Below are 23,118 nucleotides of genomic sequence, written 5' to 3'. Positions count from 1 at the left end.
TTCATCGTAAACCTGACCGCATGCGCGCGAGGTCCGCCTCCGCCGCGATATATCCGAATGCGCCCCATTGGCCACCGGCAAGTATCCGCCCGAAAATCCGCTCCGCCTCAGCCGCGCGTCCGTTATATAGATGCCAGTTCCCGATGCCGTAGGCCGCGGTCGCGTCGGTGACAGACATTTCGCCGGAAGCATTCATGGAGAGCACCGAATCCGCGGGAAGCTCGCCCTTGTACATCAGAAGCAGACGCAGGTATGTCTCGTTCTCGATCACTTTCATCTCACGGCTGATCGGCACGAGAATACGAGCGGCCTCATCGACGCGGCCGAGCCGGCGGAGCGCCATGTAATACCAGTGCGCGATCGACACGCGGCGGTCGTCGTTGATTCGGCCGGCAAGCTCGCGCTGGTACACGGGAAGGGCGCGTGCAAAATCGCCGGAGAGGTAATACGCGAGCGCGAGGTGATAGTCGATGTTCGAGTGAAGGGTGCCTATCGGCGTGTTGCGCGCGTTCGGCTGCCCGTCGGGCTCGATCTGGTCAGGTGCGCCGCGAACGAGGTCGGCCGCGCGTTCGAAATCGGCGATGGCGCGGGGAAGGCCGCGCACCGTAATGTACCGGTGCCCGCGGTGACGATACAGCCACGCATTGTCTGGATGGATGGCGATCCCGCGAGTGTAAACGCCGATTGCCTCGCGAATGCGGCCGAGGTACGCAAGGCGCCGGCCGAGCCACACGATGGAATCGGCATTTGTTGGCGCACGGTCGGATGATGCACGCGCCTCCGCGAGCAGTGCTTCGTAACGCGCGCGCGTATCGGCCGCCAGCGGGAAAGTGCGAAGAGAATCGCCAAGGAATGAGATTGCCTCCACCCCTGGAGACAAAAGCGGTTCAGGGGTCGTGCGAGGCGATGGCGCGCAGGCCGATAGCGCTACGACGAGGCCACAACATATGCGAACTGACGTTGGTATCATGTCCCCGTCCGATGCCGATTTTGCCGCGATTCTCTCCACCCTGCATCCTATGTTACCGGAGGTGGCTCCGGCTGGTCGCGAAGCTGGTTAGTCCTCGGCAGTCCAATGTAGGGAAGCGAGCAAATTCCGCCAGCCAACCATCAGCCGCGGTATTATCTTGACCAGACTTTTTTCCGGGGCACCCGCTTGTCGCACACCGATGCAGTCGTAGTTCTCACCACCATCGCGACCACTGACGAAGCGGTCGCACTCATTCGCGCGCTCCTCGACCGGCGGCTTATCGCCTGCGGAACGGTGACGGGCGGTGCTCGTTCTATTTACCGCTGGGAAGGCAAGATTGCCGACGAGGAAGAAGCGGTTGTCATGCTCAAGACGCGGTCCGGATGCATCGAAGGTCTGCGGCGCGCGTTCGCCGAGCTTCATCCCTACAAGGTGCCCGAGCTGCTCGCCATCCCAGTCACTGGAGGCCTCGAACGCTACCTCGGCTGGATAAACAGCGAAACCAGCTTGACGCTCGCGTGAATCGACGCGTTATAGCGCTGGCAGTTCTCGCAATCTGGGCCGTCGGTATTGGGTGGCTCTACCGCCGCAACACGCTGCGTACCCCCGAGCAGATTCTCGCCGAGGCCGCGCTCCGCATTTCGCCGGCAACATGGTATTACATCTTGGAGCAGAACGGGAATCAGGTGGGCGCAGCGTCCTCGGCAATCGACACGACTACGTCGATGATCCTGTCGAGCGATTTTCTCCGTGGCGCGGTGCCGGTCGGGCCCGATACATTGCGACTCGAGGCACGATCGGAAGCGAGCTTCACGAGAGGGTTGAGGCTCCGCGACTTCAACGTTCGCGCGACCGGCGATCTCGCTCCTCTTGCCCTCCGGGGCGTGATGCAGAAAGGGGAGGATAATACTCTCCTCCTGACCTCCAAAAATGAAGGCGATCGCGCCATTACTCAGGAGATGATCGTCTCACGGGCGCTATTTGTGCCGACGATGTCACCACTTCCGCTGTTGCTGCGTGGTACACCGCGCATTGGCGACACGGCGCAGGTCGCGATCTTCGACCCGGTCTCGCGCCGCATTCGTGACGTCACCATGCGAATTGAGGCCGATTCGCTTTTTCTCGTCTCCGACAGCGCCAGATTTCACTCCCCGACCGGCCGCTGGGTGAGAGCGCGTCAGGCGTCTGTGCGCGGATGGCGAATCACCACGCCCGAAGCGCCTATCACAGCGTGGGTGGATGCTTCGGGTCGGCTTCTCGCCGCGAGCGAGCCAGGGGGCATTTCCCTGGTGCGAACGACATTCGAGCTCTCGTTCGAGAACTGGAGGCTCGCCAATGCGGGCAAGGGGCGCGGTAGCAGTCCGTTTCCGGCCAGGACGCCGGGCAGGTAGCACAACCTCTCGCAGCAAAATGGCGCCGCATGCCGAAACTGCGTACGACGCATGCGGCTCCAGCCATCACCTCATCGACTTCGGTTCACTTCCGTTCGTTCACGCTTGGAAACGGTTGCGCGGGATAAGTTCCGATTTTCGCAACGGTATATTCGCCGGCCCAGAAGTCTGGCGGCCCCTCACTGTCCGCGACTCGGTTGCTAACTGGCTTGACGCCGTGTTTGAGGTAGGCTGCGATAGCCCAAAGGTCTTCGTCAGCCATGTGGCGCCACGAGGGCCACGGCATGGGCACCGCGAGATATTTGGGAACCGCCGGGAAGTTGCCCTGGCCGGGTGTGGTCGAAGTGATCTCCACATCAGGCGTTTCTCCCGGGCGAAGCCCGTATCGCAGCGAGTTGAAGATCTGCCGCTCGCTGAAGCGCCCCATCCCCGTCGTGTTGTCAGGAGTGAGATTGCGTGGCCGGGTCTTCCAGGGACCAATCGCGAAATCGCCGGTCGAGTCTTTGATCCCTGCAAGCCATCCAGTGGCGGCCGGATTTCCCCCGCCACCGTGGCAACCCCCACAACCACTCTTGATTAATACCGCTCGACCCCGGGTCACCTTTGCCTGATCCCCACGGCCTGCCGCCTCGTTCGCTGTGGGGAACGGGAGTGCGGGATAAGGACCATGTTTGGCAACCGTGAACTCGCTTGCCCAGAGATCCGGAGGCGCCTGACTGTCCTGCACCTTGTTCGTGACTGGTGCGAGACCACGCTTGAGATATGCAGCAATTGCGCGCAGCTCCTCATCGGGTTTGTGCCTCCACTCCAGCCACGGCATGGTCGGAGCGAGGTAGTTCGGTTTTGCGGGGTGGTTGCCCTGGCCGGGAGTGCTCGAGGTAATCTCGAGGTCAGGCGTTGCGCTGGGCCGAAGCCCGTAGCGCAATGCGTTGAAGATCTGGCGCTCGGTGTAATGCCCAGTACCAGTGGCGTTGTCTGGCGTGAGATTGCGCGGCCGGGTCATGAAAGGCCCCACGGGCATATCCTGTTGCGGACTCGCCCAACCCGCAAGCCAGCCGGCACGCGACGGGTTCGACACGCCAGGTCCGTGGCAGTCTCCGCATGCGCTCGACAGGACGGCTGCCCTGCCTCGCCGAACCTGGTCCATCGGTGCCTGGCTCGATGCGATGGCCGTGGCGGCCGGTTCCGGCACAGCGGTCTGCCCCGTGCACCCCGCGAACAGAACAGCAACGCCCGATGATCCGCACACCCGCCACGCGTTGTTAAGCCGTCTCATCATGTTGCCTCCCTTTGTCATTTGACTTCGAGAATTCCCATCATTCCATGATCTTCGTGATCCAGAATGTGGCAATGGAACATCCACTTTCCCGGGTAGTTGTCGAACCTCACTATGAATCGCGCAGTTTCGTGCTTCGGCAGGTTGATCGAATCCTTCCACCGCCTGTCCTTTTCCGGAATGCCATTTCGGTCGAGCACCTGGAACTGAAATCCGTGCAGGTGGAACGGGTGGTCCATGCCGACGATGTTCTCGATCTCCCAGATCTCTGTCGCGCCCAGCTTCGCGCTGACGTCGATCCGGTTCATGTCCATCGTTTTGCCGTTGATGAGCCCCTGCGAGAGCGTAATCGTCCGCCGCACGGTGGCCTTCGTTGTGTCGAGAGCGGGGATCCGGCGCAACGTCGCAGGGATCACGAACGCAGCCGCGGCCCGCTGGTTCGTGTAGCGAAGCGTCAGCACGTCGCGCGAATTTTTCCAGTCAGCGGGACGCGTCTGCGGCACGTAGCGGTCGTACGGAAGCGTTTGAAGAACGGCGGTCTCGCCGGGCTTCCCCGTGCCTCTAACGAGCAGCTCTACTCGCTCGCTGTTCGCGATGACGATCTCCTTCATCTCCACCGGTTTCTCGAACAACCCGCCATCGGTGCCGACCTGTGTAAGGGTGTGCCCCGGAATGGCAAGCCGGAACACCCGCGCGGCCGACGCGTTTACAACCCTCCATCGCTGCACTTCGCCGGGCCGGATGTCGATGGTCGGAGTCACGCGCCCGTTCACGAGAATGACGGCGCCCTCCCGGCCGTTCTCGCGATCGATCAGCCCCTGCACGGTGTGCGGCTCGGGAATGGCGACGCCGCTGGCCTCGTCGAACCGGTTGTCGGAAAGGACGATCAGCTTTTCGGTGAGTGTCGCCGGGAGCGGATCGTCCTTTGCGCGCACGATGATCGCGCCGTAAAGTCCTTTCGCTATCTGGTATCCTGTCTTGTGATCGGGATGCGGGTGATACCAGTAGGTGCCCGCACTGCCTGGCCGCAGCGTGAAGCTATAATCACGCTTCCCACCTGGCGGGATCGGATGAAAAGGGCTGCCGTCTGATTCGTACGGGAGGTGCAGTCCGTGCCAGTGCACAGTTGTCTCGACCGGCAGGTTATTCGTGAAGTGCACAATTACCCGGTCGCCCTCCCGCACCTCAAGCGTCGGACCGGGCAGCTTCCCTTCGTACGTGTACGCATCAGTGGATGTACCGGGAAGGATCGACAGCTTCGTTTCCGCGGCGGCGAGCTTCACTTCGACAGTCCGGGGAACCCTGGACAGATTGACCATCGCCGGCGGATTCTCAAACCGGCTCGCCTCGAGCGGCGAAGCGCCCGCGTGGAGTTCGCGCGTATTTGGAGCAGCGAGAAGTCCGGGCCACAAACTCAGTGCCAACACGCTTGACAATGTGACGCTACGGGTCATTGGGGTCTGAATCGTGTCAGAGGTGGAAGATTTTCAGGGGCCAAGATGGCAATACCAGGAATCCATTGCAATACCCAGCCGCGGCGACAATACATTTGTGACTCGCTGACCGGATCGAGTCCCTGACGTTGGTGGAGCAACGCGGTCTACGACGGCACGGGGGGCAGTGCGCTTACCCTTTGCACCATGCGTTCGTCCTATGGTACCGCCATGATAGAACTCAACGCACTCACGAAGCGCTACGGTACGTTTACGGCCGTCAACGCGATCGACCTCAAAGTCCCCAAAGGCGAGCTCTTTGGTTTTCTGGGCCCCAACGGCGCCGGAAAAACGACCACGCTACGGATGATCGCCGGAATTCTCCGGCCAACCGCGGGCACCGCGCGCATTGCCGGTATCGATGTCGCTGTCGACCCGATGGCCGCCAAGGCAATGCTTGGATACATCCCGGACCGACCGTTCATCTATGAAAAGCTTACCGGCGCAGAATTCCTGCGGTTTGTTGCCGGGCTTTACAGTCAGAATGGCAAGGCCATCGAGCATCGAGGTCGCGAGCTTCTCGCTCTCTTCGACCTCGATGAATGGCGGGACGAGCTCGTTGAGAGTTACAGCCATGGCATGAGGCAGAAGCTCATCATCTCCAGCGCGTTCATTCACAAACCCGCTGTCATTGTCGTCGATGAGCCAATGGTCGGGCTCGACCCGAAAGCGACGCGGATTCTGAAGGATCTGTTCGCCGAGTATACGCGGCGCGGCAACACGATCATGATGTCCACCCACACGCTCGAAGTGGCCGAGACGATGTGTGACCGCATCGGCATCATTCAGGGTGGGACGATCCGGGCACTCGGCACGATGGATGAGCTTCGCGCCGCTTCCGCAACCGGCAACGATGGCCTCGAAGAAATCTTCCTCAAGCTTACCGGGGAGAACGCAGCTCGCGAGTTCGTGGGTGTGCTTGATGCCTGATGTGTCTTGCCTGCGGCGGTGGTGACCGTTTCTGCGACAGAAACGCCCACACAGCCGATAGCTGCCTAGGGCGCGACCTTACTGCACCTGCTGTCGCCGAAATGGAACAGCATGCGTGCACGCTCCGCAAAAAAGGACTCCGGGACCGCTGGACGTACCCTTGTGCTTGGCGGGGTCGGTGTGTTCTTCTGGGGATTCGTGTTCGTCGTGCTCTATCGGCTGCTCAGCTATTTCAAGGGGATACCGGAGATCGGACCCCTCCTCGCTGGCAAGCTTCTCGGTCTCATCCTCATCAGCTTTTTCGGAATGCTGCTGCTGTCGAATGTGATCAGCTCGCTGGCGACTTTTTTCCTGGCGAAAGATCTGGACATGATCGTCGCCGGACCGGTGGACTGGCTGCGGTTCTACTTTGCGAAGCTGGCCGAGACGTGTCTTCTCTCGAGCTGGATGGTGGTGCTGATGGCGGTGCCGATGTTCCTGGCATATGGCATTGCGTACGACGGCGAGCCGGTTTTTCTGCTGGTGGTGATTGCACGTTCATTCCGTTTCTGCTGCTGCCGTCAGTTATCGGCACGGCGCTGACGATGCTGCTCGTCAACATTTTTCCGGCGCGCCGCACAAAGGACATCCTGAGCGTGATCGCCGTGCTTGCAGCCGGTGGAGTGGTATTGCTATTCCGCCTCATGCGTCCCGAACCGCTCGCGCGTCCGGAGGGATTCACGTCGCTGATCGAGTTCGTCTCGTTGCTCAAGACTCCCACGTCTCCGTGGCTGCCGAGCGAGTGGGTGCAGACCGGCGTGATGAGCTGGCTACGGGAAGAACCTGATGCCCTGCCGTTTTATCTGCTCTGGTCAACCGCGGCTGCGTTCCTGGTTATCGGAGCGGCGTTGCACAACTCGCTGTTTTCCAAGGGGTTTACCAAAGCACAGGAAGGCGCCGGCCAGGGGATCAGAACCGGATTGATGTCCCGCATCTTCGCGAAAATGCTGACACCGCTCGGACTGGTGCGGCGGGAGCTGGTGCTCAAGGAGGTAAGGCTTTTCTTCCGCGACACCACCCAATGGTCTCAGCTCATTCTGCTGGCGGTACTGGTCGTGGTGTACATCTTCAACATCAAGTTTCTGCCGCTCCGAGGCGAGGGCGTGACGTTCTTCGTGTCCAACCTGATACCGTTTCTCAATCTCGTACTCTCCGGATTCGTGCTGGCCTCGATCGCGGCGCGATTCATCTTCCCGGGAGTGAGTCTCGAAGGCCGGACGATGTGGTTGTTGCGGTCAAGTCCGCTGGAGATGCGTGAGCTCCTTTGGTCCAAGTTCTGGGTGGGAACATTGCCGTTGCTCATATTCGCCGTGGGTCTCGTGCTGATCACCAGTATTCTGATGCAGGTGACCGAGTTCATCATGGCGGTGTCGGTTTTCACGATCACCATGATGACTTTTGCGATTGCCGGCCTCGCGGTGGGATTCGGAACACTGTTTCCCCGATTCGATTCGGAGAACGCAGCGCAGATTCCTACGTCGTTCGGGGGGCTGTTGTTCATGATGGCGGCAATCGTGGTGATTGGTGCCGCGATCACGCTCGAGGCGAGGCCGGTGTTCAGCTATCTGGCGTCACGCACGTTCGGCACGCCGCAAAACCCGAGTGAGATGTGGATCGGGTTCGGGCTGGCGGCCGTGGTCTGTGTCGTCGCTACGGTCGTTCCGCTTCGTCTGGCCAAGCGGAGGCTGGAAAGCCTGGAGCTGTAGCCAGACGTGGATCGTGAGTAGTGCTCCGAGCTGTTGCGGAATCAGCTCAGAGCTGTCCCGCAATTCGAGCAGAAGATGGCGCCAGTCTCGGAGCGCGGACCGCAGTTCTCGCAAACACTCCCTTTTTCGCCGCGCATCGCCGTCAAAGCGCGCTGCGTATACGAAGCCTTGAGCGAATCGTAGTCGAAATCCGAAAGCTTGCCTGTAGCTCGATCAAATTCGATCTCGCGCAGCGCATCGACCGCCGCAGCCTGGCTTGTATCGCTGGAAACCATCGGGCGCGCTTCGGGAACTGTCACCGATTCGCCGGCGCTTGTCAGCATCGGATACAGCACAAACGACAGCGCCGTCAGCGCGAGCAACGTTCCAACGATAAGTGCCGTCATCGGTCGTCACGTATTGCGGCCTGCAATGCCTCCATCTCCGCAGGAGTTGCATCCAGGGCCGGAATGGGGGCCGACGCATGCAGCTTGCCTCGCGCACCCCAGCGTCTGATCAGCGCGGCGATCGTCACGCCGCCAGTGATCAGCGCCGCAAATGGCATCAGATATCCCACCCAGTTGAACCCCTGCCTCAGCGGAGCCATCAGAACCTGTTCCCCATAAACCGCCTGAAACGCGTTGAGGATTTCCTGCGCCCCGAACCCGCCAGCGACCAGCCCCATGACATCGGTGTGCATGGCCGGCGACACGCCGCACGTGAAGTCCGTGGTGCGACACGTATAGATATCGAGCACGCATCCGCACTGACACTTGATGTCGTGCTCGAGGTCATCGCGCTGTTCAGCAGTCATCGACGGACCGGCGCCTGCTCGCGCCTCGAGCTTCACCGGCCGGTACGCGTCCTGCTGCATTGGAGGACCGACGACCGGCTGCGTGATCTGCATCGCAGTAACGTTGCGGGTGGCCGCAAAAGACGCTGCTCCTCCGGCCAGTGCACCAACAAATTCACGCCGCGTGACCTTCACGCCTCGACCAGCTCTCTCGCCGGCGCCGGCTCACCCGCATCGAACGATGGCATCACGGCCGCGTATCCGCTTTCCGGGCGGAGCCGCCGGGCTTGCGGCCACATCACGATCAGGCCACCAATCGCCATCAGCGCACCACCGATCCAGACCCATCGCACGAGTGGGTTGAACGTAATCCGCATCTCCGCCGTGTCGCTTGCACCGACACCAGCGAGCACCACATACAGATCTTCCTTGAACGACTCCATGATTCCAACTTCAGTCGACGGCTCGAAGGTAGGAGCGCCACGGCTGTCGACATGCTGTCTTTTCTCGCTCGTCAGTACGCCTTGCCGTTCCCCATCGCGACTGACATCCAGAGCAATCGCCGTTACCTGCCGGTTGAGCACGTCATACCGGGATACGCCCTGGCTCACGAACCGCCACTTCCTCCCGAACGGGTCGGTGAGCTCCTTTACATCACCCGCCCTCATCGTCACGTCGTAGTCTTTCTTGAACGCCAGGCCTGCAAACGCGGCGAAGATCACAACGATCCCCATGTGTACGATGTAGCCGCCGTAGCGCCGACGGTTCCGGGCAATCAATCGCGCAAACGCCGGCACTACCTGCTCGTCGTACATCCTCCGACGCGCACCGACTCCCTTGTAGAACTCCTGCGTAATCGTCATCGTCACCAGCCCGGCGAAACTGTAGGCCAGGATCGCGGTGACGTCACGCATTCCAAACACCAGCACGATGAAACAGGTTGTCGCGCCGGCAATCACCGGCGCCGCGAACTGGCGCTGGAGGTTGCCGATTGAAGCGCGCCTCCAGGCGATGAGGGGCCCGATACCGGTGAGGAGAAGCAGCAACAGACCGAGTGGCACATTGACCGCATTGAAGAACGGCGGCCCCACCGTGATCTTCTCGCCGCGAACAGCTTCGGTGATGATCGGGAACACGGTGCCCCAGAGCACCGAGAACGCGATGCCGACCAGAATCAGATTGTTGTACAGAAATGCCGCTTCCCTGCTGACCATACTCTCGAGATTGGCCCTGGATTCGAGATCCTTGAGTCTGGTCGTGACGAGATACGCGGTGACGGCGATGGCGAACACCAGGAAAACCGCGAACCAGTTGCCCACCGGCGACTGGGCGAAGGAATGCACGCTCGAGATAATTCCACTACGCGTAATGAAGGTGCCGAAAATCGACAAAAGAAACGTCGAAACCACCAGCGTCACGTTCCACTTCCTGAGCATTCCCCGTTTTTCCTGCACCATGATTGAATGCAGGAATGCGGTATTGACCAGCCACGGCAGGAGCGATGCGTTTTCGACCGGATCCCAAGCCCAGTAGCCGCCCCATCCGAGCTCGACGTAGGCCCACCACATGCCGAGCAGAATTCCTATCGTATTGAAGAACCATGAGAAAAGCGTCCACCGCCGGACGGCAGCCAGCCACTCGGCGTCGAGCCGCCGTGTGAGCAGCGCCGCAATGGCAAACGCGAACGGAACCGTGGTCCCCACGTAGCCCAGATAAAGAGTCGGCGGATGTATCGCCATACCGGGATTCTGCAACTGCGGATTCATTCCGCGACCATCGGGTGGAATCCAGTCCAGCCGCTCGAATGGATTCGCGCCGAGGCACATCGTGGCCAGAAAGAAAACGAGGACCACCGCCATCGTGCCCGACACATAGGGCATCAGCGCCCGGTTGCGCGTGCGGTTCGAGTACACGGCCAGCGCCGCATAAATGCCGAGGATGAGGCACCAGAACAGCATCGACCCGGCCTGCCCCGCCCAGAACGCCGTAAAAGTGTAGATCTTCGGGAGGTTCGCGCTCGAGAACGACGCGACGTACTTGATCGAAAAATCGTGAGTGAACAGCGCCGTCCAGAGGCCCGCCGATGCGAGCACGACCATGCCGAGTGTGGCGTAAACAGCGCGCTCGCCACTCAGTACAAGGTCACGCCGATTAAGTGCACCGCCGGCGAAGGATACTGTTGCCGCCCAGATCGCCATGAGGAGTGCGACCCACAGCGACAGCTCGCCGACCAGGATCACGCGCTGTCAGCCGCCGCGCGGTAGCCGGGGGTGGACTTGTATTTTTCTGGTGCGTTTTCGTATCGCGAAGCGCACTTCGCGAGAAGTGTCGTTGCGTGGAAAATACCGTCGCGGCCGAGCCTGCCTTCGACGACCACATCTACTCCATCAGTAAACGTGTCCGGCGTGATCCCACGGTACACGACGTTGTAGTTGGTGGCTCCGTCGGTCATTACAAACGCAACCTGACGACCGCCGGCTTCGCGGACAATCGAGCCCGGAACGACTCGCGCTCCGACTTTGACACCGGTCCCGAAGAAAGTAGGGTCAGCGACTGTCTTGGCCGAAAGTTCTGCGGGCGTCAGGTAATAGACCGCCGTGTCGCGAATGGAGCTGGCCATGAGGTAGCCGGCCGATCCAAGCACGACGACGCCGCCAAGGAGAAATTTCGAGCGCGCTTTCACGGAGAGGAATATAGGGCGTGGCACAGGCAAGTCACAGGGCGCACAATCGGCCTTTATCGCTGTGTTTTGTTGATTACGAGCAGGGCGGCCCCGGCGCCCGCCGCATCCCATACGAGGTCGGCGATGCTGAAATCGCCCTTTGTCCGCCGGTCGTAAACTTCGCGGCCGAGGCCCGCAGCCGCAGTCGCTCCAAGCGCGCCGGCCAGCGCCAGGTCCCGGCCCGCGCCAACGGCCTGGAGTGCGCCGAAGCCAGCTGCTCCGATAAACGCCGAGATGAAGAAATGCTTGATCTTGTCCGGCCCAAACAGCGGCGGCGAACGATGTACTGCTACGCGCCTGGGCAGGCCGTTCACGAAGGTCGCGATTTCTTCAACAAGGAGCGGCACGACGGGGGCCGTCGAGTCGCTGTACAGCTTCATCTGCTCCTGGCGATCTGCTGCCGCACTCTTCAGAACGTGATTCATTCCGTCGATCAATACATACCGGCCGGCGGGAATCGCTGCTGAAAGGAGCTTCGCATCCTTCCTGGTAATCTGGAGATCGGTCGAGCCTTGAAGCAGCAAAACGGGGATGGTCAGTTTGGCGACTTCGTCAGTCGGACTGTACCCGAACCACGACATCATGTACGGCTGAACGCTCGGCCTGAAGAGAGCGTACAGAGCGGGAGGCACGGAGTCGGGCGTTTCCCCGCGCGATAGCTGATCAAGAATCCGCTGTGATTGTCGCAGCATTTCCGGCGGGACCTGCCCCGAAAGCTGTTCAATGATTATTTCCGCGGGCTTTCGGCCGGCACCGGCAATTGAAACGTATCCGTCGGCCTCTGCTTCGCGGGCAACCACCATTCCGATAAGCGAGCCTTCGCTGTGGCCCACGATTGTCACGCTCGAGAACCGGGAGTCCGCCCGGAGTTTTTGGGCCCAGGCAGTCGCGTCCTCGACGTAATGAGTAAAGCGAAGGTCCTGCTCTGCCCCGGCTGCCGCCTTACTGCCAGCGATTCCCCGCTTGTCGTAACGCACCGAAGCGATGCCGCTCGAGGCAAGGCCGTCGGCAAGCATCCTGAGGCTGTTGTTTTTGCCCGGAAGCGCGGGGCTGTTGCCATCCCGGTCGGTTGGTCCGGACCCGGCGATAATAAGCACCACCGGTACGGGCAGACTTGCCGCTGGCAGATTGAGTGTGCCGACAATGCCCCCGGTCGCAGTGGAGAGGGTGACGGAATTCTGCGTTGCGGCTACAGGCGCTGGCGCCGTCACAACGGACGGAGCTTGCGTCGCGCACGCGCCTGCAACCAGGCAGCATGGTGCGGCCAGCGTACGGAAAACACGGTAGATCACGAATGATCCTCTCTGATGCGAGGGTTGCGCGCCCAGTACAGCGCGGCGTTGACGCTACGGTCCCAGCCGGAACGTACGGCGCTGGCGGCTACGTCGTCCATGGCTGGCTCGAATACGGTGTAGCGCTTCACCGCCATGAAGTCGGCGGCGCTGCTCCAGACCCCTGCCGCAAGGCCTGCAAGTGCCGCAGCACCTAACGCGGTTGTCTCTACCATCTCCGGACGCTCCACCGGCACTCTCAACATGTCCGACTGAAATTGCATCAGCCAATCGTTCACTGCAGCACCGCCGTCCACCCTCAATCGCGTGAATGGCACACCGCTGCGCTCCTTCATAGCATCGAACACGTCCGCAGTTCCGCAGGCCATCGCTTCAAGCGCCGCACGTACGAGATGCGCGCGTGAAGTGCCCCGTGTAAGACCAGTGATCATGCCCCGGGCCTCGGGTTCCCAATGCGGTGCGCCGAGGCCGGCCAGAGCGGGGACGAAATAAACTCCATCATTCGATTCGAGACTGCGCGCCAATGGCTCCGCGTCGGAGGCAGCGTCGATGATTCCAAGCCCGTCACGCAGCCATTGTACGGCAGCACCAGCAATGAAGATCGAGCCCTCGAGTGCATACGCGTACTCGCCGCCTGCATCGCATGCGACGGTCGAGAGAAGGCCGTCACCCGGCTCTGGCCGTACGTCGCCAGTGTTGAGTAACAGGAATGCACCAGTACCATAGGTGTTCTTCGCCTCGCCGGCATTGACACATCCCTGGCCAAACAGCGCCGCTTGCTGGTCGCCCGCAATACCCCGGATGGGAATCTCAGTCCCGAAGCACCATGGTACTGTTGCGCCAAAATCCCCGCTGGACGGCCTTACCTCAGGAAGAATCTCCATCGGGACCCCGAACAGCGAGCAGAGCTCTTCGCTCCAGCGCCGCTCGCCGATGTCGAACAGCATCGTTCGCGACGCGTTGGTCGGGTCTGTAGCATGCACCTTCCCGCCAGTGAGTTTCCATGTCATCCAGCAATCGATCGTTCCGGCAAGCGCGTCACCCGCGGACACGCGGGCCTTGACCTCAGGAAGTGCGAGCAGCACTTCCAGCTTTGTCGCCGAGAAGTATGGATCGAGCGGAAGCCCGGTTAGCGAGCTAATCCATTCCGCGCGATCAGCCAGTGTCCGACATCGCTCCGCGGTTCGGCGGTCCTGCCAGACGATCGCCGGCGCGAGCGGTCTCCCTGAGCTTTTCTCCCAGACGACAACCGTCTCCCGCTGATTGGTGATGCCGATCGCATCCGGGGTGACTCCGCTGGCTCGGATGGCTTCCCGTGCCGCGTCCAGTGTTCGATCTAAGATTTCTGTCGCATCGTGCTCGACCCATCCGGGGCGGGGGAAATGCTGCGTGATTTCCCTGTACGCGCGGCCGGTAATCAGTCCGTCAGCGGACAGAACCAGACAGGTGGAGCCCGTAGTCCCCTGGTCGATGGCGAGAACATGTTTCATCTATCGGCCCGCAGAGAAACTGTTCTCACAAATCATATGGGAGCCCATTTATCGCTCGCGCCGCTCGCTGCGTCGTTCTGGAAAGTGGGTATCGAGAAACCTCACCAATGCCTTCTCCTCGGGCAAAAGCTGATCGACGGCGGAACGCCTGGCCTTGGGAGCGTGAGGCGCGACAATCGTCTCACCGCTTTTCAGGAAGCGGCTGATCACAACCGGATGAACGTATGATTTGCGCACGATTGCCGGCGTGTTGCCGAGCTCACTGGCAACCAGCCGAACCGCGGTGACGACGATGCGGTTACGCGCCGTTCTGGAAGGTGCCGAACCTATGTCGGCGAGCACGGTGGCGGTTCGGAGGGTTCCTCCCCAGGTGCGAAAATCCTTGGCGGTGTATGGGAAGCCGGCGATCTCCTGCAAATAGTCGTTTACGTCTGTGGCGTCGACGTCGGCCCAGACGCCGTTTGCCTTGTACCGGAACAACCGATCTCCCGGTTTTTTCAGCAGCGAGCGTATGAATACCGCCATGTCGGCGGAAGTGAGCTCAGCGATCCCGCCTCTGGTGACGGTCTGCTTCTGCGGGATGTTTCTCTTGCCCACATAGTCAAAGATCAGCCTGTCGCGATAAACGGAGACGTGAGATTTTTTCAGCGTGGTAAGGCCGAAAGTGCTGTTCTCCCGTTCATAGCGTTCGCTGCCGACCCGGAAGAATGAGTCCGAGATGAGCAGCATTATCGCGGCGCACACTTTATCGCGTGTGAAGCCGCGTGCGCTGAAATCGTTGTCGAACTTTTTCCGGATCCCGGGAAGGTCGTTGGCCATCTGACGCACGCGATAGTATTTGCGCAGCTGCCCCTTCTGAACCGCACGCGCGTGATACCGGTACTGTTTGCGCGCGCGCGCGTCGAGCCCCCAAACCTGGATCGCCGCACGCGGGTTGGCGGCAATATGAACGTCCTGCCACGCGGGCGGGATCCGCAGCAGATCAATCCGCTCGAGCTTGCCCTTTGCCCGAATCGCCTTGCCGTCGGGCCCGGTGTAGCGAAATCCGTCGTCTTTCGAGCCTTTACGGAGAATCCACTTGTCTGCCATCCAGCCTCAGGCGAAGGAAAGATCAGCCGCGTACATTACAGCTTCCGGCAAACCACCTCAACTCGAACGCCATGAACTACCAGTTTCTCAAGCTCGAGTTGAACGCCGACATTGCGACCGTGACCGTAAACCGTCCCGACAAGCTCAACGCTTTGAACGCGGCGACAATTGCCGAGCTTGGAGTCGCCATCGATGAGGTACGTAACCGGAATGAAATCAAGGGCCTGATTCTTACTGGTGCCGGCCGTGCGTTCGTTGCCGGGGCGGACATTTCCGAGTTGCAAAGTCAGGGCCCACTGAGCGCGAGAGACCTTGCACGCGGAGGCCAGGATGTCTTCGGCCGATTCGAGAGTTCGCCGAAGCCGGTCATCGCTGCAGTCAATGGATTCGCATTAGGTGGCGGCTGCGAGCTGGCGATGGCGTGCCATTTTCGTATCGCGTCGGAGCACGCGAAGTTCGGTCAGCCCGAGGTCAAGCTCGGAATTCTTCCAGGCTATGGGGGGACCCAGCGTTTACCGCGCCTGGTCGGCAAAGGCCGTGCTCTTCAGCTGCTGTTGACAGCCGAAGTGATCGACGCTGCCGAAGCATTTCGCATCGGGCTTGTCAACCGGATTGTGCCTGCGGACGATCTCATGGCGGCGGCGACCGAGACGATGCGCCAGATTCTTGCCAACGGCCCGCTGGCGATTGCCCTGTGTATCGAGGCTGTGGATCGCGGACTGGGCATGCCGCTCGATCAGGCGCTGATTCTCGAATCGAACTACTTCGGCCTGCTCGCCGCGACGGATGACATGCGCGAAGGCATGACGGCGTTTCTCGCGAAGCGAGCTCCGGATTTCAAGGGCAGGTGACGGCCAGCAAGGCCTGGCTGACCCGGGCCACGTTTACGGATTTTCGCAATATCGAGAAGATGTCGGTCGAGCTGCCGGAGGCAGGTGTGGCAATCATCGGCGAAAACGGCCAGGGTAAGACCAATTTTCTCGAAGGCATCTATTACATGCAGGTGTTGAGAAGCGTGCGCGGTGCCCGAGACCGCGATCTCATACGTTTCGGTGCCAGGGGTTTTCACCTTGGCTTTCGGGCCCGCACGGAGTCGGCACACGAATTATCGGTGGGATTCGAGAGTGTCGGCAAGAGAAAGAAGGTGTCGATTGACGGCTCGGTGATCACGCGATTGAGCGACGCTTTTGGAGCATTGCCGTCGGTGATGTTCTCCCCCCGCGATATTCAGCTGATCGCAGGTCCGCCAAGCGAACGGCGGCGGTTTCTCGATCTGGTCCTGGCGCTTTCCTCAAGACCTTATCTTCGCGCCCTGCAGCAATACCGTGCGGCACTCGCCCGTCGGAACGCGTCGCTTCGGGACGCGGGCCGGGGCAACGGGAACGGCACGGCGGTCGCGGTGTGGGAGCCGGCGCTGGCTGAGCACGGGGCCACCCTTATTTGCGAGCGGGCGAGCTGGGTCAGCGAGCGAAGCAGCCACTTCTCGGCGCTGGCTACATCCGTAGGCGAGCCGGGCGAGTCGCTGATGACTTACAGGAGTGCAGCAGCAGCCGAGTCCGACGTACGAGGGGCGCTTGCGAACGCGTTCGAGAGACAGCGTAAGATGGATATCAAACGCGGCTTGACCCATTCGGGACCGCACCGGGACGACCTGGCCTTCATGCTGAACGGCCGCGAGTTGCGCCTGTTCGGCTCAGCGGGCCAGCAGCGCACAGCGGCGATTGCGCTCAGGATGCTGGAAGGCGCGACGTTACGGACGGCGCGGGGCATCGAGCCGCTGTTACTGCTGGACGATCCATTTGCCGAGCTCGACGTGAGACGGTCGGCGAAGATTCTCGAGCTGCTGCGCGTGGCGGGCCTGGGGCAGACGATTCTCGTGGTACCCAGGGAGAGCGACATTCCCCCCGAACTGCTGGACCTGGAGAGGCGAGAAATTCACGGCGGAGTTCTGAGAGCCGCCGCGTGACCAGAAAAAAAGGCGCACCTGTTCCCATGTCAGATGCAGTCTCGGGCTTCCTGGCGCGGCGCGGCCTGAAGAAGCGTGTCGAGCAGGCGGAGTCGATAGCGGACTGGCCGCTGCTGGTCGGCGACAGTATTGCGGCGGTGACCTGGCCGATCTCGGTGACGCAGGACGGAACGTTGTTCGTTGCGGTTAACAACCATGGGTGGATGACTGAGCTGTCGCTGCTGGAGCCGGAGCTACTCGGGGCGTTGAACGGCGTCGAGGGGCGGGTACCGATCAGGAAAATCCGATTCCTGTTGAGACGCTAAGTTATTCTGGCGTAACGGCTTAGTCTATCAATCAGCCATTGCGTAAATCCCATTTCAGCCTTAGATTAGTCAATCTGCCGACCATCGCTTTTTCGGTATGTATTCGGCTCCTTCCATAGCTATATACGGTCAATAATGGTGAAGACACCTTCAGGCGGCGGCGATCGTTACGACGCCGGCGATATTCAGGTACTCAAAGGTCTTGAGGCGGTGCGGAAGCGGCCCGGTATGTATATCGGTTCGACCTCATCGCGCGGGCTCCATCACCTGGTATACGAGGTTGTCGACAACTCGATCGATGAGGCGCTCGCCGGCCACGCCAAGCTGATCGAGGTCGCGATTCATGCTGACGACTCGATCACTGTCGAGGACGACGGTCGCGGAATTCCGGTGGACATTCATCCAACGGAGGGTATTCCGGGGGTCGAGCTGGCCATGACAGTGCTCCACGCCGGCGGAAAATTCGACAAGAACAGCTACAAGGTTTCCGGCGGCCTGCATGGCGTTGGAGTGTCGGTGGTCAACGCGCTTTCCGAGCAGCTCAAGGTGTGGGTAAAACGTGACGGAAAGGAACACTTCATGGATTTCGTGCGCGGGTATACGCGTACGCCGTTGTCGGTGATCCGCAAGGTCGGGCCTCGCGACCGGGGCACCAAGGTCTGGTTCAAACCAGATCCCGAAGTGTTCACCGAGCTCAGATTCGATTACGACATACTTGCAAACCGTCTCCGGGAGCTGTCGTACCTGAACAAGGGAGTCGAGATCCGGCTTCACGATGAACGCGAAGGCATCGAGAAGCACGAGATCTTCCTTGCCCGGGGCGGCTTGCGGGAAATGGTTCAGTTTCTCAACGCATCCCGAAAGCCGTTGCATACCGAAATCGTCTACATCGAAACTGAAAGAGATGACGTCGGCATCGAGCTCGCATTCCAATACAATGATCAGTACAACGAGAACGTTTTCTCGTTCGTGAACAACATCAACACCCATGAGGGCGGGACACACCTCACGGGGCTGAAGTCAGCGCTTACGCGGACCATCAACGCCTATGCCGCGCGAAACCAGACAAAGAAAAATGGAGAATTCACTCTTAGTGGAGACGACGTTCGGGAAGGTCTGACGGCGGTCCTGTCGGTAAAGGTCCGTGAACCGCAGTTCGAGGGTCAGACGAAGACGAAGCTCGGCAATTCAGAAGTCGAAGGCGCGGTGAAGAGCGTCGTGAACGAACTGCTTGGGGAGTACCTCGAGGAGCACCCCCGGGTAGCGAACATCATCATCGAAAAGGCAGTGTCGGCGGCGCGCGCTCGCGAGGCGGCGAGAAAGGCGCGTGATCTCACCCGCAAGAAATCGGCACTCGACATCGGCAACCTTCCGGGGAAGCTCGCCGATTGCTCACTAAGCGATCCCGCGCTGTGCGAGATCTATCTCGTCGAGGGCGACAGCGCCGGCGGCTCGGCGAAACAGGGGCGGAACCGCGCGTTTCAGGCAATACTCCCGCTCCGGGGCAAAATCCTCAACGTCGAGAGAGCACGGATCGACAAGATTCTCTCCAACGAGGAAATCCGGACGATCGTCACTGCAATCGGCGCTGGCATCAAGGAAGAATTCTCAGTAGAGCACGTGCGTTATCACAAGGTGATCCTCATGACCGACGCCGACGTCGACGGGGCTCACATCCGCACGCTGCTGCTGACGTTTTTTTATCGCCAGATGCCGGAGCTCATCGAGTCGGGGTATATCTACATCGCGCAGCCGCCCCTTTACCGGGTGTCGAAGGGTAAGGAAGAATACTATGCCTACGATGAGAAAGAGCGTGATGACTACGCCGGCCGCCTCAGCAATGGAGATGGCAAATCGACCGCCTACATTCAGCGATACAAGGGACTCGGTGAAATGAACCCGTCGCAGCTATGGGCGACGACGATGGATCCCGAGACGCGGACGATCCTGAAGGTGACGATGGAGGATGCGGTACTGGCCGACCAGACTTTTCAGACGCTGATGGGCGACGAAGTCGAGCCGCGACGGTTGTTCATCGAGCAGAACGCGAAGTTCGTCACGAATCTGGATATCTAGGAGCGCGGCTCGCTTCCAGGTTTTCGCCACGCCGCATTATCGTCGGCGGTAATTCGCAGCGATATCAGCTCAAGTGATGATGCCGGCTCGCCGCCGATCTTTATTGCGTCACGAAGAACCCGTTCGCCTTCCGCGAAAGAATGTTCGTTGCGGGCATGGATCGTCCCGAGGATGTCGCCCGCATCTACCCGGTCGCCGGGTTTCGCCAGGATTACAAATCCCACTGCCGGATCGATGGTGTCTTCCATCGTCGTGCGCCCACCTCCGAGTGAGATGATCCCATGTCCGATGGCACGGGGCGACACTTCAGTAATGAAGCCGTTTCGGGGCGCGACGTAATCTCCTGTCACGGCGGCCGCGGGTAACAGCGACGGATCGTCAACTACGCGGGGATCACCTCCCTGCGCCTCCACGATTGCCGCGAATTTTGCTGCCGCGCGTCCCGACGAGATCGCGTCCTGCATGGAATCCCATGCCGACTCGGCCGTTGGCGACACTCCGCCGAGCATCAACATCTCCGCGCCAAGTGCGAAGGTGACATCCATCAGATCCGGCGGCCCGTTTCCATTCAATGCATTGATCGACTCGACAACCTCCAGCGCATTGCCACATGCGTAACCCAGCGGCCTGTCCATGGCCGTCAACAATGCGACGACCGGGCATCCGCGGGCTTTCCCCAGCTCGATCATCGCGTTGGCGAGGGCCACTCCGCGTTTTTCGTCGGGGATAAACGAACCTGCGCCGCGCTTGACGTCGAGCACGAGACCAGTGAGTCCTTCAGCAAGCTTCTTGCTCATGATGCTCGCAGCGATGAGCTGTATTACCTCGACCGTAGCGGTCGCGTCGCGCAACGCATACAGCTTTCGATCGGCCGGCGCGATTTCGGCAGTCTGACCGATAAGTGCGCATCCAATCGCGTCGATCTGGTTTCGGGCAGCGGCGAGCGACATGTCGGTCCGAAAGCCAGGAATCGACTCCAGCTTGTCGAGAGTCCCTCCGGTATGGCCGAGCCCGCGACCGGACATCATGGGGACGGCGACACCGAGCGATGCTATAAGCGGCGCGAGTATCAGCGAAACTTTGTCGCCTACTCCGCCCGTGGAATGCTTGTCGATGCGGGGAATGGCGAGGTGCGCTAGATCGAGTCGCCCGCCCGTTTCGATCATGGCATCGGTGAGCGCATTCATCTCACCGCTGTCCAGTCCCTGGAAATAGACCGCCATTAGCAGGGCAGACATCTGGTAATCGGGGACTGCGCCGTCCGCATAGGCGTGCACGATCTCATGCCACTCACGGTCATCCAGGCGAAGTCCATCCCGCTTTCTCTCGATGAGGCGGGGAACGATCATTGGCGGCGGCGGGGTGTAAGAATTCGCTGCAATAACATCTCAATCCGGGGACAAATGCGTTTTTTTCTTCCTGCAGTGTTCATCGTGTTAACGGCCGCGTCGGTCAATGCTCAAACCGCCGCCGAATACATCGTGAAGGGTGATCGTGACTACGCGGCGATGGACGCACCTTCAGCGTTGGCATACTACGAAAAAGCGCTCGCAGCCGATCCTGCAAGTTACGAAGCGCAGTGGAAGGCGTCCCGTTCGGCTATCGACATCGGTTCATATCTGCCGGATGCATCGCGACGCTCGGCAATGTATGCGAATGCCGAGCGATACGCGCGGAAGGCGGTCGCGCTGCGTGCCGCCGAGGCCGAGGGTCAGTTTTCGCTCGCAAGGGCACTCGGCAAGACAGCGCTGACCAGGAGTGCGCGCGGACGGGTCAAGTACGGGACTGAGATTCGCGCTCGTGCACTCGATTGTCTAAAGGCCAATCCGCGTCATGCGGGATGCATGCACGTGATGGGAATGTGGAACGCCGAGATTATGCGGCTCAACGGGATCACCCGGATGGTTGCGAAGAACATTCTTGGCGGCCGGGTGTTCGGATCAGCGAGCTGGAAGGACGCGGTTCGCTACATGGAGCAGGCGGTAGCGGCAGAACCCGACCGTGTCGTCCACCGCGTGGACATGGGAGAGGTTTATCGCGATGTCGGCAACAAGGCAAAAGCGCGGGCAGAGTTCGAGACGGCGCTCAGGCTACCGATCGGCGACGTAAATGACGGTCATTACAAGGCGCAGGCGCGGGCGGGACTGAACTCGCTTTGATGCGCTACCCTTCCCACCGTCCAGCAGGAAGGGCGCGGCGCATCCCTCGGCACGATTTCGCTGCACCGAGCCGGAACGAGTTACCTGCTGTTGGTGTCCAGCCCCTGGAGATACAAGATAATTGCTGCCCTGTCTGCCGCATTCGCGACATAGAACGGATGCGGAGCATCTGCGCCGCGGCTGGGATTGAACAACAGCTCCATGGATGGCACCGAATTGTCGTGCAGGAACACGGGCTTGCGCGCCAGGTCGAGCAGCAGAGGCATCGCAATCCCGCGTTTCTCGCCACGGATGCTGGCGTTTACGATGACCATCTTGTCATCGAAGATGTTGTTTACCGTGTTCAGCACCGGGTTGAGTGGTGGCATGCGCGTCGCGAGCTGCACTGGGTTGTCACCCGGGAAAATGGTTTTCATCGCGTGAATCGTGGTCGGAACGGGCCTTCCCTGATTGACGTTGTGACAGGTAGTGCAGCCGGCCGTTGTGCGAAATAAAGTGCGGCCGCGATCGCTGGTTCCCACTCCGGGTGGCGCGGGCAGGCTGACAAGATATGCGTTCATCGCGAGGAGGCGGGCGTTGTCGACCCGTATGCCCAGAGGCGCGTCTTCGGTACCGGCGGCGGGGCTCGCCGGCGCGGTGACGAAGGGGTATCCGGTCACGCCGGTTGCGGTGAGGACCTTGACATAGTCGTCTGCGATCTCGATGCCCGCCGCTCCGCCGAGCTTCATCAGGAAGGCGCGGCCGCCGGGGGTGGTCAGAGTTGTCGGATCGAGCAGGCCCGTGTACACAAGATTGCTGAAGTTGTCGAGCCGTGCGATCGCTCCCTCGCTGCCGAACGAGCCCGCCAGGTCCTGGCGGAACAGCGGCGTATTGTGCATCGGATCGCCATTGCCATCGAACGTGTCGTCGAACATTCCGACCGGATAGAACGCCGGATTCGACAGATACGCGTCTACTTCCGCCTCGGTGGAGTTCTCATTGAGCCCGGTGGGCGCCCGGCCGATCGTACCGCCACCGTTAGCGCTCAGAGCGAGCTGGAGAATCGGATACAGCGCTCTGGAATTGGTGCCAACCGCCATCAGGCGCCCGAAATTGAGATTGTGCGAGGCCCGCCCATCTTCCCGCCGGCCGACTGAACCGCCACCCTCCACGTTAAAAATCCTGCCGTCCATTGCGGTGGTGTGGCAGAGAGCGCAACTGGTTCCAATCTTGTCGCCAGCGGCGGCGTTCATGACCCCGTCGGCGTTCGTGTCCTTGATCGGCAGGCCGATAACCGCATTGGCGTTGAAAATCGCTAAAGTCATCGCTGGATCGTCCAGCACCGCTGCGTTCGAAGCGGCGATGGCAGTCCGGATGGCGGCCGGCAATGCATCGACATCGATGCTTACGCCGAGCGCGAGCAGTTGACGCGGAGTAACCCGCGCGGCGATCACACCAGCCGG

22 protein-coding genes are annotated in these 23,118 nt (G+C 60.7%); 10 read left to right on the top strand and 12 right to left on the bottom strand.

The features are described from left to right. Position 1: 1 nt before the first annotated feature. Positions 2 to 880 carry a hypothetical protein gene (locus WKF55_14780; protein ID MEJ7760845.1) on the bottom strand — a complete coding sequence of 293 codons (879 nt, stop codon included), beginning with the start codon at positions 878 to 880 and terminating at the stop codon, positions 2 to 4. Between the two features lie 276 nt (positions 881 to 1,156). Here WKF55_14780 and cutA point away from each other — a divergent pair, with 276 nt between their 5' ends. Next, positions 1,157 to 1,492 (top strand): divalent-cation tolerance protein CutA, encoded by a 336-nt coding sequence (gene cutA / locus WKF55_14775; GenBank protein ID MEJ7760844.1) that lies wholly within the window; start codon positions 1,157 to 1,159, stop codon positions 1,490 to 1,492. Then, positions 1,489 to 2,361 (top strand): hypothetical protein, encoded by an 873-nt coding sequence (locus WKF55_14770; GenBank protein ID MEJ7760843.1) that lies wholly within the window; start codon positions 1,489 to 1,491, stop codon positions 2,359 to 2,361. Before cutA ends, WKF55_14770 begins: the two co-directional genes overlap by 4 nt. Before the next feature lie 85 nt (positions 2,362 to 2,446). Here WKF55_14770 and WKF55_14765 read toward each other — a convergent pair whose 3' ends face one another. Together WKF55_14765 and WKF55_14760 are read right to left on the bottom strand one after the other, a co-directional pair. Next, positions 2,447 to 3,640, bottom strand: a complete 1,194-nt coding sequence (locus WKF55_14765) for a c-type cytochrome (GenBank protein ID MEJ7760842.1) — start codon at positions 3,638 to 3,640, stop codon at positions 2,447 to 2,449. Positions 3,641 to 3,654: 14 nt separating this feature from the next. Continuing rightward, positions 3,655 to 5,061, bottom strand: a complete 1,407-nt coding sequence (locus WKF55_14760; protein ID MEJ7760841.1) for a multicopper oxidase family protein — start codon at positions 5,059 to 5,061, stop codon at positions 3,655 to 3,657. 216 nt (positions 5,062 to 5,277) lie between these two features. Here WKF55_14760 and WKF55_14755 point away from each other — a divergent pair, with 216 nt between their 5' ends. The 3 genes from WKF55_14755 to WKF55_14745 all read left to right on the top strand — a co-directional run bounded on the left by WKF55_14755 (position 5,278) and on the right by WKF55_14745 (position 7,805). After that, positions 5,278 to 6,060 (top strand): ABC transporter ATP-binding protein, encoded by a 783-nt coding sequence (locus tag WKF55_14755; GenBank protein ID MEJ7760840.1) that lies wholly within the window; start codon positions 5,278 to 5,280, stop codon positions 6,058 to 6,060. A 111-nt stretch (positions 6,061 to 6,171) separates the two neighbouring features. After that, entirely contained in the window at positions 6,172 to 6,642 is a 471-nt protein-coding gene (locus WKF55_14750) for a hypothetical protein (GenBank protein ID MEJ7760839.1), read from the top strand. Positions 6,643 to 6,644: 2 nt separating this feature from the next. Then, the gene (locus WKF55_14745) at positions 6,645 to 7,805 is read left to right on the top strand and encodes a hypothetical protein (protein ID MEJ7760838.1); all 1,161 of its coding nucleotides are present in this window, start codon (positions 6,645 to 6,647) and stop codon (positions 7,803 to 7,805) included. 41 nt (positions 7,806 to 7,846) lie between these two features. Here the strand turns inward: WKF55_14745 and WKF55_14740 are convergent, their stop codons facing one another. The 7 genes from WKF55_14740 to WKF55_14710 are packed head-to-tail and all read right to left on the bottom strand — an operon-like array spanning position 7,847 to position 15,170. After that, complete coding sequence (locus tag WKF55_14740) at positions 7,847 to 8,191, bottom strand: hypothetical protein (protein MEJ7760837.1); 345 nt, start codon at positions 8,189 to 8,191, stop codon at positions 7,847 to 7,849. After that, the gene (locus tag WKF55_14735; protein ID MEJ7760836.1) at positions 8,188 to 8,772 is read right to left on the bottom strand and encodes a cytochrome c-type biogenesis protein CcmH; all 585 of its coding nucleotides are present in this window, start codon (positions 8,770 to 8,772) and stop codon (positions 8,188 to 8,190) included. The genes WKF55_14740 and WKF55_14735 overlap by 4 nt, the downstream gene beginning before the upstream one ends. Continuing rightward, positions 8,769 to 10,817 (bottom strand): heme lyase CcmF/NrfE family subunit, encoded by a 2,049-nt coding sequence (locus WKF55_14730; GenBank protein ID MEJ7760835.1) that lies wholly within the window; start codon positions 10,815 to 10,817, stop codon positions 8,769 to 8,771. Before WKF55_14730 ends, WKF55_14735 begins: the two co-directional genes overlap by 4 nt. Continuing rightward, on the bottom strand, positions 10,814 to 11,260 hold the full coding sequence (locus tag WKF55_14725; protein MEJ7760834.1) for a cytochrome c maturation protein CcmE: 447 nt from the start codon (positions 11,258 to 11,260) through the stop codon (positions 10,814 to 10,816). The genes WKF55_14730 and WKF55_14725 overlap by 4 nt, the downstream gene beginning before the upstream one ends. Positions 11,261 to 11,313: 53 nt before the next feature. Beyond that, a complete protein-coding gene (locus WKF55_14720; GenBank protein ID MEJ7760833.1) occupies positions 11,314 to 12,591 on the bottom strand; it encodes an alpha/beta hydrolase in 1,278 nt (425 codons plus the stop codon). Beyond that, positions 12,588 to 14,081, bottom strand: a complete 1,494-nt coding sequence (glpK, locus tag WKF55_14715; protein MEJ7760832.1) for a glycerol kinase GlpK — start codon at positions 14,079 to 14,081, stop codon at positions 12,588 to 12,590. Before glpK ends, WKF55_14720 begins: the two co-directional genes overlap by 4 nt. A gap of 48 nt (positions 14,082 to 14,129) precedes the next feature. Continuing rightward, on the bottom strand, positions 14,130 to 15,170 hold the full coding sequence (locus WKF55_14710) for a hypothetical protein (GenBank protein ID MEJ7760831.1): 1,041 nt from the start codon (positions 15,168 to 15,170) through the stop codon (positions 14,130 to 14,132). Between the two features lie 71 nt (positions 15,171 to 15,241). On the opposite strand from WKF55_14710, the gene WKF55_14705 reads away from it, so the two are divergent. The 4 genes from WKF55_14705 to gyrB all read left to right on the top strand — a co-directional run bounded on the left by WKF55_14705 (position 15,242) and on the right by gyrB (position 19,517). Continuing rightward, positions 15,242 to 16,021, top strand: coding sequence for an enoyl-CoA hydratase-related protein (locus tag WKF55_14705; GenBank protein ID MEJ7760830.1), 780 nt, complete (start codon positions 15,242 to 15,244; stop codon positions 16,019 to 16,021). Continuing rightward, positions 16,018 to 17,136, top strand: coding sequence for a DNA replication and repair protein RecF (gene recF / locus WKF55_14700; GenBank protein MEJ7760829.1), 1,119 nt, complete (start codon positions 16,018 to 16,020; stop codon positions 17,134 to 17,136). The genes WKF55_14705 and recF overlap by 4 nt, the downstream gene beginning before the upstream one ends. Next, positions 17,133 to 17,441, top strand: coding sequence for a DUF721 domain-containing protein (locus WKF55_14695; protein ID MEJ7760828.1), 309 nt, complete (start codon positions 17,133 to 17,135; stop codon positions 17,439 to 17,441). The genes recF and WKF55_14695 overlap by 4 nt, the downstream gene beginning before the upstream one ends. A gap of 138 nt (positions 17,442 to 17,579) precedes the next feature. Beyond that, positions 17,580 to 19,517: a DNA topoisomerase (ATP-hydrolyzing) subunit B gene (gene gyrB / locus WKF55_14690; protein ID MEJ7760827.1), complete on the top strand. Its 1,938-nt coding sequence runs from the start codon at positions 17,580 to 17,582 to the stop codon at positions 19,515 to 19,517. Here gyrB and WKF55_14685 read toward each other — a convergent pair. Further along, on the bottom strand, positions 19,514 to 20,866 hold the full coding sequence (locus WKF55_14685) for a thymidine phosphorylase (GenBank protein ID MEJ7760826.1): 1,353 nt from the start codon (positions 20,864 to 20,866) through the stop codon (positions 19,514 to 19,516). The genes gyrB and WKF55_14685 overlap by 4 nt on opposite strands. A gap of 54 nt (positions 20,867 to 20,920) precedes the next feature. Between WKF55_14685 and WKF55_14680 the strand changes: the two genes are divergently transcribed. Continuing rightward, a complete protein-coding gene (locus WKF55_14680) occupies positions 20,921 to 21,676 on the top strand; it encodes a hypothetical protein (GenBank protein MEJ7760825.1) in 756 nt (251 codons plus the stop codon). A gap of 80 nt (positions 21,677 to 21,756) precedes the next feature. Here WKF55_14680 and WKF55_14675 read toward each other — a convergent pair. Then, positions 21,757 to 23,118: hypothetical protein (locus tag WKF55_14675; protein MEJ7760824.1), on the bottom strand; the 1,362-nt coding region annotated here is incomplete at its 5' end.

The organism is Gemmatimonadaceae bacterium (assembly GCA_037721215.1).
Classification (GTDB): domain Bacteria; phylum Gemmatimonadota; class Gemmatimonadetes; order Gemmatimonadales; family Gemmatimonadaceae; genus UBA4720.
This window is presented reverse-complemented; position numbering and strand designations above follow the sequence as displayed.

Excerpts from the sequence above, each read along its gene's own strand:
- WKF55_14765 (MEJ7760842.1), bottom strand. The coding sequence starts at position 3,640 with ATGATGAGACGGCTTAACAACGCGTGGCGGGTGTGCGGATCATCGGGC.
- WKF55_14755 (MEJ7760840.1), top strand. The coding sequence starts at position 5,278 with ATGCGTTCGTCCTATGGTACCGCCATGATAGAACTCAACGCACTCACG.
- WKF55_14750 (MEJ7760839.1), top strand. The coding sequence starts at position 6,172 with ATGCGTGCACGCTCCGCAAAAAAGGACTCCGGGACCGCTGGACGTACC.
- WKF55_14745 (MEJ7760838.1), top strand. The coding sequence starts at position 6,645 with ATGCTGCTCGTCAACATTTTTCCGGCGCGCCGCACAAAGGACATCCTG.
- WKF55_14740 (MEJ7760837.1), bottom strand. The coding sequence starts at position 8,191 with ATGACGGCACTTATCGTTGGAACGTTGCTCGCGCTGACGGCGCTGTCG.
- glpK (MEJ7760832.1), bottom strand. The coding sequence starts at position 14,081 with ATGAAACATGTTCTCGCCATCGACCAGGGGACTACGGGCTCCACCTGT.
- WKF55_14710 (MEJ7760831.1), bottom strand. The coding sequence starts at position 15,170 with ATGGCAGACAAGTGGATTCTCCGTAAAGGCTCGAAAGACGACGGATTT.
- WKF55_14705 (MEJ7760830.1), top strand. The coding sequence starts at position 15,242 with ATGAACTACCAGTTTCTCAAGCTCGAGTTGAACGCCGACATTGCGACC.
- WKF55_14685 (MEJ7760826.1), bottom strand. The coding sequence starts at position 20,866 with ATGATCGTTCCCCGCCTCATCGAGAGAAAGCGGGATGGACTTCGCCTG.
- WKF55_14680 (MEJ7760825.1), top strand. The coding sequence starts at position 20,921 with ATGCGTTTTTTTCTTCCTGCAGTGTTCATCGTGTTAACGGCCGCGTCG.